Origin of the sequence: Bacteroides sp. 51 (assembly GCF_010500965.1) — a bacterium.
Lineage (GTDB): Bacteria > Bacteroidota > Bacteroidia > Bacteroidales > Bacteroidaceae > Bacteroides.
Map to the genome: position 1 here is coordinate 1 of NZ_QVMI01000036.1, position 12,146 is coordinate 12,146.

Sequence of the window (12,146 nt, forward strand, 5' to 3'; positions counted from 1 at the left end):
ACGCTCTTCTACGCAACCAACAGGGTGTTGGCCGCAATAGGGAAAGGGCTGAGAATTAACTATGCGCATAATGCTGCTTAATTATGAAAAGTTACTTATCATTTAAAACACAAACCCTACACTACCATAAAGTCCCACTTTATTAGTGCGATTGGAGATACTTAATGAAGCCTCAATAGGTCCTATAAGACTATCATAGCCATATCCCAGACCGATACCAAAAAGTTGCTTCCCCTTCAGTATATCACCAAAGTTATTGTCGGTAAGTCCATAGTTTGTTGTCAGGGAAAGATAATTCCTCTTTCCCATTCGTTGCCGGAGTTCCAGGCGGGCTACTACAACTGAATTGTCAAACACTTCCATATAGCTGATCCCGGTAAAAGGAATCTGCTGCGACATATAACGACCTGGTGCTTCGCCTCCCAAAACGTTCATAAACGGATATGGGCTGTCTTGCCCAAACAAGACACGACCATAGAATGAAGGAATCATCGAGAAACGATTAGTGATAGAATATACCCCTTCCCACCAGGCGCTGGCGGCACCGAAGGGGGTATGTCCGTCATAAGATGACAGATTATCTGTATATACAGATACCTCGGCCTGCAATGACATTCCCTTGCTGGGATATGACTTTTTATCTTTTGTATCGTATTGCATTAAAGCATAATAGCTAAAGAAACCTTCCGGCTTTACGGTCATTATATTCTCTGTACTATTAAACAGGAAGGTGCTGTAATCGTAATACTCATAACGCAGTCCCAAGCCATATTTCATATTGCGATTAAGAATATTTGTATATCCTAATTCGGCCAAATGATATCGATAAGTTGTATTATATTCACGATCTCCTTTGCGGTAAATATTAATATCACTATACTGAAACATATAGGAGAGATTCACAAAACGTAATCGACTGGGCAATATCTGATAGTCCAGACGCGCATTAGCACGTTTACCTAACCGGGCAGAAAAAGCCACCTGAGTAGGAATCGTTGTTTTAAGCCGATATACTGCGCCGAGTTGCACTGCTGCGATCTCTTCGGAGTCGAAGCGAACACCCAAATTGATGTGGTTTGGTGTATGATCTTCCACCGTAAATTCCAGATCATAACCGCCAGGAACCTCCATCAGATTATAGGTTATGTTGGTATAAGACTGAAGGGAATAAAGATTATCGACCGCCTTCTTTAGCATTCCCATTGTGGCGTAGTTGTTTTCGAACAGTTTTGCTTTCTCCAGCAGTCGGTTACCATCTTTCTGACTTACCCCATTAAATGATATATTACGGATTAATACCGGATTCTCATCAGTAAGAAACGTATATGGGCCATGTGCGTCGGGGGTAAACTTATCGGATATGCCAATCATTTTTTTAGAAGCCAGTAAGTTATCCCATGAAGTGCGTGCAGCTTCTTCTCCTCTTCTTGTTAATGTATCGAGAGATGCCGCATCAAAACTTGCCGCATTATAACCTTTCACATCTACCTTAATATATACATCCGTATCTTCTACATTTTGTGCATATTTCTCTTTACCAGTCATATCGGTCAACTTGTTAACCATATCTACCAGCGTCACCAGCTTATCTTTTTCTTCGGGACCAGACTGCACATCAACCCCGATAATAACTTCGGCACCCATTGCACGCGCTACATCTACAGGGAAGTTATTCAACAGTCCGCCATCTACCAATACCAGGCTGTCTCTACGCACCGGAGTAAAAGCTGCCGGGATTGCCATACTTGCCCGCATAGCTTCCATCAGATTGCCGTTGTGAAACACGACTTCATTACCTGCCATCAAATCTACTGCTACACAGGCAAACGGAATCGGCAACTTATTAAAGTCGATAGAATCATGATAGCCGATGGTCAGATCGGTAAACAACTCGTTCAGGTTTGTACCTCTGACAATACCATCTGGTATTCTTGGCCCCCTTTTCCGGCCGAAAGGAATGGATAATACATATTTTTCCGATTCTACTTTTTCCAGGAAAGTCTTCTGTTTACGTTCCATCCGGTCGGTCAGCAAAAAAGTCCAGTCTTGCTTTCTGACCATACTATCCAATTGATGGGAAGTATATCCTATAGCGTAAAGCCCTCCGACAATGGACCCCATACTTGTTCCTACGACAATATCAATAGGTATACCGGCTTCTTCGATAACCTTTAAAGCACCGATATGGGCAACCCCCTTGGCACCGCCACCACTAAGGACCACGCCTACTTTCTTACGTTGTTGCGCACCGACAGAAAAGACTACGCATAATAGCATAATCACAACTACGAACTTCTTCATATATGTTGCATCAAATTAAAGTCGTTTTACTTATTATAAATAACTATAAAACAAAGAGATTTGTTTCAGGATAGGATTAAAATATCAGCTTTTTTTAGCCTCATAAGTTTTCTTCAATAAAAAATCAGCCAACTGTTCATCGTCTTCTATTCTCTGAATTGTTTGTGGGGAGATAGGCTCGCCGATATAAACATCCAGAACCTGCCCGCGTTTATTAAATATCTCAGCCGGAATGCGGAGAGAGCGTATCTTCCAACTGATTGAACTCAACCAGTAAAAGAAACGTGAGTTATAGAAGTCAAAAAACACCGGATATACCGGAACCTTCGTTTTACGGATCAACCGCATTACACTTTGCACCCAAGGCAAATCACATATCGCTTTTATATCTTTATGATAGGATGATATGGCTCCTGCCGGGAAAAAACCCATAGGATGCCCTTCGTATATACGACGGAAGGCATCACGCAATCCGTTCACATTCTTCATATTAGCCCCTTGGTGGTTTGAGTCGGGCTGAACAGAGATAAAATGCTCTTCCATCGCTTCTATCCTGGCCAATACGCCATTTACCATCACCTTAAAGTCGGAACGCAAGGCGGCAAATATATCAATCAGGATTACCCCGTCAATAGATCCTACCGGATGGTTGGACACTGTAATGAAAGCGTCCTCGGGCAGATCATTCAGGATTTCCCGGTTATGGATCTCATATCGGATATCGATTAAAGGGTCTTTCAACAAGGAGGAAGTAAACTCTGCACCACTCAAATGACAAGAATGGCTATACACTTGGTTTACCTTATTCATACATACCCATTTCATTAGTTTCTTGGCCGCATAGGTTCCAAAACGACTTCTAAAAAAGGGCTCTGCCTGCTGTAATTCCTCAATATCGACTAGGGTCTTTCGCATCCATTTGTTAGGTTAAATCCGAAAGCGAAGATACAACTTAATTTCATAAAGCGGCAGGCATTTACAAATGAAGCCCTTTTTTTTCTAAAATTTTATTTACTTTTGCATAATGAAACAGTTAACCGGTTTGTCGCTTGCCCTGGGCAAGAGGAAAGTCCGGGCAACATAGAGCATCCTACTTCCTAACAGAAAGCTATCCGCGAGGGTAGAGTAACGTAGAAGAAAAGAACCGCCTGTTTCTCCGGAAACGGGTAAGGGTGAGAAGGTGAGGTAAGAGCTCACCAGTCGCGTGGTGACACGTCGAGCTGTACGTCTTAGGAGTTGTAAGGTCATGTATACCGGCATTATGAGGGTTGCTCGCCCCACGTCGGAGGGTAGACCGCTAGAGTGGTTCGGTGACGTGCCATGTAGATAAATGACAAACGCTCTGATTCCTGAAAAGAATCGGGGAACAGAACCCGGCTTACAGGTTAACTGTTTTTCTTTTAATAAAGCACTCAAACTTGAGATATAATGAGTGTATTAATAGCTCCCACCACCTCCCCCCTTCGGGGTACTCCTCCTCGGGCAGGAGGAGAGTTCCTGCGGCATCGATTCTCCTCCTGCCCGAGGAGGAGTACCCCGAAGGGGGGAGGTGGTGGGAGCTATTTTAATATTTTACATCATAACTATGAAAAAGTTGATTGATAAATTAATGTATTACTGGCGGTTCCTCACCAATGACATCTGGCGCATTACGGATAGTGAGGTAACCAAATTAAAATATACGCTGTATACGATTATCAAAACCGTATACCTGACGGTAGACCGATTTACCAAAGACAATCTTGTGAACCGGGCGTCGGCATTAACCTACAGTACGCTGTTGGCTATTGTCCCTATTCTGGCTATCCTTTTTGCTATTGCCCGCGGATTTGGATTCGCCAACCTTGTAGAGCATCAACTACGTGGTATATTTGGTGGAGTTAACGAAACTACGGAGACAATCCTCCAGTTTGTTGATTCTTATCTGGCGCAGGCCAAAAGCGGTGTTTTTATCGGTGTTGGTTTGGTTATGTTGCTTTGGACGGTATTAAATCTGACCAGCAACATTGAATATGCGTTCAATAAGATATGGCAAGTAAATAAGCAACGTAGCATGTACCGCAAGATCACGGATTATTTTTCGATGTTTCTGCTACTTCCTATACTTATAGTGGTATCTGCGGGTCTTAATATCTTCATGTCTACGTTCCTCAAAGAGATGGAGAATTTTATCATGCTTGCTCCTTTCCTTAAGTTTCTTGTACGCTTGATTCCGTTTGTTTTTACCTGGGGGATGTTTACGGCATTGTATCTCTTCATGCCGAATACTAAAGTTAAATTTAAGCCTGCCCTGATAGCGGGAATACTGGCAGGAACTGTCTTTCAGGCATTCCAGATGCTTTATATCAGTAGCCAGTTGTGGGTTACGAAATATAATGCCATTTATGGTAGCTTCGCTGCGATACCGTTGTTGTTGCTCTGGTTACAAATGTCGTGGACTATTTGTCTTTTCGGCGTTGAATTGTCTTATGCCAGCCAAAACGTACACACGTACAGTTTCGATAAAGATACGCGCAATATCAGCAGGCGTTACCGGGATTTCGTAACGATTCTGATTCTATCGCTTATTATCAAACGCTTCAGTAACAACGAGAAACCGTACACGGCAGAAGAATTATCAGAGACACACCGCATCCCGATCAATCTGACTAACAAGGTATTGTACCAGTTGCAGGAGATCAAATTGATACACGAGGTTATGACGGATGAAAAGAGCGACGATATAACTTATCAACCTTCGATGGATATCAATCAATTAACATTGGCTGTATTGCTGGAACGGCTGGATTGTTATGGTTCGGAAAACTTCAAGGTAGACCGGGACGAGGAGTTTCTCGATGAATGGAAAACCGTAGTCAAAATCAAAGAGGATTATTACAAGAAGGCAAGTACGGTGTTGCTTAAAGACCTTTAGATTTACGATTTGACGATTTACTATTTACGATTGAAGTTACTAATTCACATAAGGCATAGTAACTTCAATCGTAAATCGTAAATAGTCAAATCGTAAATCTCTCAATATTTATTATACGAAATCACCTTTTCCTTCGGCTTACGTATCTTCTTGCGTTTATCTTTAGCGGGATAACCAATCGTTATGTCCAGCAGCAAACGCTTAGACGAAGGAATACCGGTGAGTTGTTTGATTTCTTTTTCATCAAACCATCCCAGAATACAAGAGCCTAAGCCTTCGCTTTCGGCAGCCAGGGAAATATGGGCAGTGGCAATTCCCAAATCAATCAGAGGAAAGTGCTTGTTCTTTACTTTGCTACCCAGCAGTGAAGTTATGTTCGCCGATTCTTCGATAACTAAAATATGCACAGGAGCATCTTTTGCAAACTTATTCATACCCAGGCTAGCTGTAGCCTTGCCAATCTTTACAGACAATTCTTTATCGGTAATAACCACGAACTTCCAAGGCTGCGCATTACATGCCGATGGAGCTAAACGGGCAGCTTCAAGAATACGTTCCAGCTTTTCGGGTTCCACCTCACGAGTATTGTCATAAGCACGGTCGCTTTGTCGTGCCATAACTAATTCCAGAAAGTCTTTCATATTTAGATGGATGCTATTCGACTGATATACTTGCCGATAATATCAAACTCAATATTCACCACACTACCAACGGTAAAGGTATGGAAGTTGGTGTGCTCGTATGTATAGGGAATTATAGCAACTTCAAATGTATCGTCCGTAGGGTTACACACGGTAAGGCTGACGCCATTTACTGTAACCGAACCTTTATCGACAGTGATATATCCACGTTTAGCCATTTCCCTGTCGAACTTATATTTGAAAGTAAAATACCAGCTTCCCTCTGCATCGCGAATCCCGGTACATACAGCCGTCTGGTCAACATGTCCTTGTACGATATGCCCATCCAGGCGGCCATTCATCATCATACTACGTTCTACGTTCACTTTATCGCCAACCTTTAGTAACCCGATATTCGAACGTTCCAATGTCTCCTTCATTGCTGTTACGGTATATGTGTCTTCAGTCAGCTTTACCACAGTTAAACACACACCATTGTGCGAGACGCTTTGATCTATCTTCAATTCCCCGACAAATGAGCAAGCCAATGTCAGGTGTACATTTTCCTGGTCTTTTTCCAGCGCAACGACTTTTGCGTATTCTTCTACTATTCCCGAGAACATAATAATTAAGATTTTAAGTTTACGATCGGCTTATGCCGAATTCGTGAGTTCAAAGATAAGGATTATTCAGGATCAATTGACAGAGTAGGTTGCTAATAATTGTATAATTACTATCTTCCATGGGGGGGGGGTGAGTGATTATTTAATGTGCATACTCTATATATTTCCGATCTTTATTTGCACTATAGAAATTTAAAAAACAGGAAAAAGTATCACTCGTTTCATTCAAGCCCTTTATTCATAGGGTATACAAGGATGGGACTTTGTCTTTTTTCTGCTAGCACTCTAGTGGCACTGCTAGCATCAAACTATTGGGTAGAGGTTTGATTGAATTTGAAGTTCTACTTGTAGTAATTTCAAACTCCGGGTTCACTTTACTTTCTCCACCTAGGTGGGAAATTCATCCCCATGTACGTCGGGCAGGCTTCCCCACCTAGGTGGAGAAAGCGAAATGAAACTGCCAATTGAAACCTTAGAAATCATTAAGGAGAAGCCTGTCCAATTGCATTAGTCGCAAGTGTAATAGTAGTGCTCAGCGAGTGCTAGCAAAAAAAACACAAAGTCCCATTCTTGTATACCTTATGAATAAAGGGTTAGAATGAAACGAGTGATACTTTTCTCTGCTTGACCCCTTCCACCCTAGAGCGTATGCCCATGCTCTGGGCGTACAAAAAAAATGGGACTTTTCTTACCTATACTGTAAACCAACAACTTAACACATATGGTTCTAAAATCCGTTCTCAGAGCAATTCTCTAATGATACAAATATAGATATATTTTGTTAAATTACCAAGTTCAATACAATCATTATTTCCAACAGCTTCATTTTTTACGCACCCACTTTTGCGCAGTCCTTTTTGCGCACCCACTTTTACGCACCCTAGTCTACCCCTTCGACTATATCTGATAACTTCACTTTTAAAACCTCACATATCTTTAGCAATGTGGCAATCGTAAAATTACTACCTCCACTCTCAATTCTACTCATATTACTTTTTTCAAAGTTACATTCAGCAGCAAGCACTTGTTGAGTGATTTTTCGTTCTTCACGAAGTAGCTTGATTCTCATTCCAATTTTCTTTAATACACCTTCTTTTTTCATTTTTTGGTTATCATTTGTGATAAACAAAGAAAAGGTGTTATATTTGCAAATCGGTTATCATATATGATAACTACAAGCGAGATTATAAAAGGTAAAATTTAGGTAGGGATTATTTCAATCGACATTATAAGTGAAGAGAAATAATCAGAGTAATCATTCAAATACTATTATATTGATAGCCGACAAGGAATCATAGTGTCTGTGAAGCCGCTTGTGTATTTGTTGTTCTCAAATTTGACATCACCAGTTTTAAAGACATCATGCGCATATCTGTCTTGTGACATTCGATAAGTCAAGTTCATAATGAAGTACCCACCCTTGAAAATTTGAATGTCGTCATTATTCAATTTAAGCAAATAAGAATTAACATCATTTACATTGTACGAGCCACCGAAACACATTGTCATATACTCCTTCCAACTTATTGAAGATGGGTCACCATCCTCTTTTTTGAAAAAATCAACTCGCTGCCACACCGTACCATGATTCATCTCGTACAGCGTCGTAGGGGTTATTTCTTCTATTTCTGTTCTATCAAGCCGAACTGGAATCTTATACAACCAATTCTTCTTTGACTTAAAATATGCTGATAACAAGGTGTAATCAGTATCATCTATTGTTTTGTCATATCTTCAACAACTCAATACTACATCAATTTCATGTATGATTCTGCTGATCATGTAATTGTGACTAATTTGCGAAATATTGACGAAACTAAGTTAAATAAGAGATGGATGTTTATTGAACCTAAGCGTGGAGTGCCTTATTGGGGATGGCGATACTTCATTCCTTCTCATCATTTTGTTTATTACATTTATGAGGACGATAGATACAGAAGGGGTACGAATGAGGAATTGGTTGAGTATGTGAGAAGTAAGGGGCGTTAATTCACCCCTTAAATCTACACACCAAGTACAATATTAGCATCAATGTTTAATTTTTTACTAATTTCTCTTGCTGTTTTCAATGTTGGTTCACTTCTGCCAGTCAGATAGTCACTAATGCGAGAGGGACTAACACCTATAATTTCAGAAAGTTTATTTTGACTCAATCCCATTTCAAACATTCTTAACTTAATCACATCAACCAATGATGGTTTTTCGATTTTATAATATTCTTTTTCATAGCCAACTACCAAATCAGTAAGAATATCAAGTTCTATATACTCCTTACTTGTTGTAGGAGTATTATCATCTACAATCTCAACAAGCTCATCTATCCGTGACATAATGGCTTTGTATTCAATTTCATTACTTATTCTTTTCATAATTCCTATATTTTTGAACAATCATCTATTTTATCATAATCACCATGTGTCCCAATATATCGAATATAAATAATCTTGGGGACAAATAAGATTAAAGCAATTAATCTATATGAGTTCCCTTTAATATTAAACACATATCGCTTCCCACCAACTGAATCAACACTATTAAACATTTTCTTTATATCGGCGAAACAACTCCATTCAGCTTCTTCTACTTTATTATACCACTCATCTAATGCCACTTTTGCGTCAGAATGTGTTTTTGAAAATTCTGATATATGACTATATGCTATAATTCTCATTTCGATTATTTTAATTCAAAGATATAATTTATTTTTTGAATTTCAAAAAAGTATATTGAATTTCAAAAATAGAATTAATTCACCCCTTGTTTATTTTGTTTCAATTTTTCAATCAAAGCAAATAATTCATCATGTCTTTCTCGAAGTGATTTCTCACCTTGGTTGAACATTCTCTTAATAGTCTGAAAATCAATTTCATTATCGACCATATCAAGCAATTTACTTTCATAGCGAATAATTATCCTATACTGTTTTTCAACATTATCAGCTTCTTTAATATCGAGCGCTGGTACCCCAAGAAATATCATAACATCTATATTTTCTCGAAAAATCTTATCGTCATTTGACTCCGCAATTGTTTCAACCACAACCGCTTTATTGTCATTGGGTATAAGTTTTGGTTGTGCCGTTGTAGCATTACCCCCCAAAACTCTACTAACATCAGCAACAATCTTCCTCTTTTGATCTTCTGGCGAAAAATGCAAATAAACATCATCAATCATCTTAGTATCTGTATGGCCAGTCGCAATAATGACTGAATCTTTAGGGACACCCATTCTACACATCATTGTAATGAAGGTATGACGTGCGGTATGTGTGTGTAGCATTTCATATAGAGGTTTAGTGTATTCCTTGATTGTTTTTCCAAGCGGTTCAAAATATGTGACACTTCGACTCAAGTTAGCCTTTTCCCCTACCCTTCTCAACTGATTATTATTATACCAGTTAATTTTTATTAACTTACCTTCATATTTTTCCAAAATTTCTTTTGCAATTGGCAATAATGGGATATAAGCACTTGCATTGGTCTTTTGTTGCGAATTGATAGTTATCACATCCATGCCGTCAACTTGTTCAATTATGCTATCAGTATGCACCTTTTCCATATCGCCTATTCGTTGACCAACGTAACATTGCAGTATAAACAAGTCCCTTGCTTCTCTTTCGCCATCCGTCAAATCATCAAATGCATAGAGTTGTTCAATTTCGCTTTCAGTTAAGATTACTTGTTTTGATTTTTTTTGAGTTTTAGTTAATTTTGATTTCAGAGGGACAAACTTATGTATATCCTTTGCGTGCCAATCATAAGCATCTCTATATTCTCTATCACTACTAATCAACTTCGCAAGTGCAATTATTTTACTAGTAGTCTGATTAATTGTATTTTGGTTCTTATTTTTTTCGACTAAGTATTCTTGAAAATCTTCAATAGTATCTAGATTAAGATTATCTAGTATAAGAGGTATTTTCTTTTCTTTCAGAAACTTCTCAAAAACATTAATATGACCAAGATCTATCCTCTTTGAACTTTCGGTATTATCTTTTTTAACCACGATTTTTCGCAACGCTGCTAACAAGTGTATTTCTTTCTTACTCATTGCTTTATGTTTCATTTTAGGGTTAATGTAGTTTCTCAGAATATTATAAGTATTGTCTATTTCTTCAATATGTTCACAAAGATACATCTTCATCTCTTCGGAAGCAAGTAGAATTTCTTTCAGCTTGTTGTTCGCAATACTATTGTTATGTATATCCAAACTGGTTAAACCAGTTCCGCAGAGAGCCATTTGCTTGCTTGGATTCCAGTGGTGCGGACACACCTTTACACCACTATTTATTTTCCATTGCCTACCCTTAAAACAAACAACAGCATATACTATTGAAGGCTTATTATCTTTCTTTTTTCGAAGATTAAACCTAACATCGAAATTTAAAAAGACTTGTTCTTCCATGTCCTTGTACTTAAAATTGGTTCTTAATTTTGGTTCTATTTTTGGTACTAGGAAGTGCTTTTTCGAAGATTTCCGAAGCTAAGTCATTGATTTACAGTGCTGATTTTTAAGGATTTAGTTTTCTCAAATTGTAAAGAAAAAAAAAAAATGGGACTTTTCACAAAGTCCCATTTTTCAGTTTTCAATAGGTATTAGTTTTTTTAAGGTAAAAAGATTGTTTTCAGGATAACGGTGCAAATATAGCCGATTTTTCCACTATTGCCCAAATAATAAAACATGTCTTATAACATATTTTTGAGATTTCTTTGGTTTTATTATCATTTCAAAAGCAATCCGGACATTGCAAACGCTATCTAAAAGCAAATATATTCTTTATTTCTAAAAGTCCACTAATTATTTGCAAAAAACATCATTTTCTGCTCGTTGGATACCCATCATCCGTCTTTCCGCTATGCTTAAGCACCTTCGCATCGATAAAGAAAACGATCTCTTCTGCAATATTCGTAATATGGTCGCCCGCACGTTCCAGCTTACGAAATACGCTCACTAAGTTTAAGCATACCAGCAAACTATCGGGATGCTCCTTCAGGTATTCTGCAAGCACGGGAGTCACATTCGCATTTATTTCATCCACCAGATTATCTTTGGTAAAGACCGAAGTAGCCAACTCCATACTCTCCTCATTTAATGCGCGTTTAGTCACCTCGAGCATAGACAACACCTCGGCCACCATTTCCTCCAGTCGCAGGCGCTTTAACAATTCAGAATCCAATACAGGCTCCTCCGAGTCTAATACAAAACGGACAATTCCCTCGGCAAAGTCGCCCAAACGCTCCAGATTAGAGTTGATTTTCAACATAGCCAATACAAAGCGCAGATCAATGCCCACAGGATTATATAAAGCAATAACATCCTCTATATCGCTATCAATCTTAAGTTCAAAAGCGTTCACTCTTCTCTCACGCACCTTTACCTGGCCCGCCAGTTCCCTGTCGAACGTAAGAACCGCTTCCCCTGCCCTATCCAACTGGTTATAAACCAATGTCCACATTTCACTAACTTCCTTCTTTAGAAGTTCCAATTCAGACTCTATAAACTTTACCATAAACAAATTTTAAATTATGAATTATGAATTATGAATTATAAATGAACTATTCCAATATTCACATCTTATAATTCGTTCATCACAGCAAAGATATGAATTACCATATACAACACCTGTTACATTTGTATTAAATATGCAAGAGTCACATTCTAATTCCTAATCCATAACCCCCAATTCCC

Annotated in this window: 11 protein-coding genes and 1 other RNA gene; 3 read left to right on the forward strand and 9 right to left on the reverse strand. The window is 38.7% G+C overall.

All coding sequences use genetic code 11. The features are described 5' to 3' along the window. Window positions 1-102: 102 nt before the first annotated feature. Window positions 103-2,301 carry a patatin-like phospholipase family protein gene (locus D0T87_RS20075; protein ID WP_163177436.1) on the reverse strand — a complete coding sequence of 733 codons (2,199 nt, stop codon included), beginning with the start codon at window positions 2,299-2,301 and terminating at the stop codon, window positions 103-105. 84 nt (window positions 2,302-2,385) lie between these two features. After that, on the reverse strand, window positions 2,386-3,216 hold the full coding sequence (locus tag D0T87_RS20080; RefSeq protein WP_163177438.1) for a lysophospholipid acyltransferase family protein: 831 nt from the start codon (window positions 3,214-3,216) through the stop codon (window positions 2,386-2,388). A gap of 114 nt (window positions 3,217-3,330) precedes the next feature. Between D0T87_RS20080 and rnpB the strand changes: the two genes are divergently transcribed. Further along, window positions 3,331-3,698: RNase P RNA component class A (rnpB, locus tag D0T87_RS20085), an RNA gene on the forward strand. A 188-nt stretch (window positions 3,699-3,886) separates the two neighbouring features. After that, window positions 3,887-5,215 (forward strand): YihY/virulence factor BrkB family protein, encoded by a 1,329-nt coding sequence (locus D0T87_RS20090; protein ID WP_163177440.1) that lies wholly within the window; start codon window positions 3,887-3,889, stop codon window positions 5,213-5,215. A gap of 101 nt (window positions 5,216-5,316) precedes the next feature. Here the strand turns inward: D0T87_RS20090 and D0T87_RS20095 are convergent, their stop codons facing one another. The 3 genes from D0T87_RS20095 to D0T87_RS20105 form a co-directional block, all read right to left on the reverse strand. Continuing rightward, entirely contained in the window at window positions 5,317-5,856 is a 540-nt protein-coding gene (locus D0T87_RS20095; RefSeq protein ID WP_163177442.1) for a nitroreductase family protein, read from the reverse strand. Between the two features lie 2 nt (window positions 5,857-5,858). Continuing rightward, complete coding sequence (locus D0T87_RS20100) at window positions 5,859-6,458, reverse strand: riboflavin synthase (RefSeq protein ID WP_163177444.1); 600 nt, start codon at window positions 6,456-6,458, stop codon at window positions 5,859-5,861. Window positions 6,459-7,338: 880 nt separating this feature from the next. Next, window positions 7,339-7,560 carry a helix-turn-helix domain-containing protein gene (locus tag D0T87_RS20105; RefSeq protein ID WP_163177446.1) on the reverse strand — a complete coding sequence of 74 codons (222 nt, stop codon included), beginning with the start codon at window positions 7,558-7,560 and terminating at the stop codon, window positions 7,339-7,341. Window positions 7,561-8,294: 734 nt separating this feature from the next. On the opposite strand from D0T87_RS20105, the gene D0T87_RS20110 reads away from it, so the two are divergent. Further along, window positions 8,295-8,447 carry a hypothetical protein gene (locus tag D0T87_RS20110; protein WP_163177448.1) on the forward strand — a complete coding sequence of 51 codons (153 nt, stop codon included), beginning with the start codon at window positions 8,295-8,297 and terminating at the stop codon, window positions 8,445-8,447. A gap of 14 nt (window positions 8,448-8,461) precedes the next feature. Here the strand turns inward: D0T87_RS20110 and D0T87_RS20115 are convergent, their stop codons facing one another. The 4 genes from D0T87_RS20115 to phoU form a co-directional block, all read right to left on the reverse strand. Next, window positions 8,462-8,827, reverse strand: a complete 366-nt coding sequence (locus tag D0T87_RS20115) for a type II toxin-antitoxin system HigA family antitoxin (protein WP_163177450.1) — start codon at window positions 8,825-8,827, stop codon at window positions 8,462-8,464. Between the two features lie 5 nt (window positions 8,828-8,832). Beyond that, the gene (locus D0T87_RS20120) at window positions 8,833-9,129 is read right to left on the reverse strand and encodes a type II toxin-antitoxin system HigB family toxin (protein WP_163177452.1); all 297 of its coding nucleotides are present in this window, start codon (window positions 9,127-9,129) and stop codon (window positions 8,833-8,835) included. 74 nt (window positions 9,130-9,203) lie between these two features. Continuing rightward, complete coding sequence (locus D0T87_RS20125) at window positions 9,204-10,862, reverse strand: tyrosine-type recombinase/integrase (protein WP_163177454.1); 1,659 nt, start codon at window positions 10,860-10,862, stop codon at window positions 9,204-9,206. Between the two features lie 409 nt (window positions 10,863-11,271). Continuing rightward, complete coding sequence (phoU, locus tag D0T87_RS20130) at window positions 11,272-11,967, reverse strand: phosphate signaling complex protein PhoU (RefSeq protein WP_163177456.1); 696 nt, start codon at window positions 11,965-11,967, stop codon at window positions 11,272-11,274. Window positions 11,968-12,146: the final 179 nt, after the last annotated feature.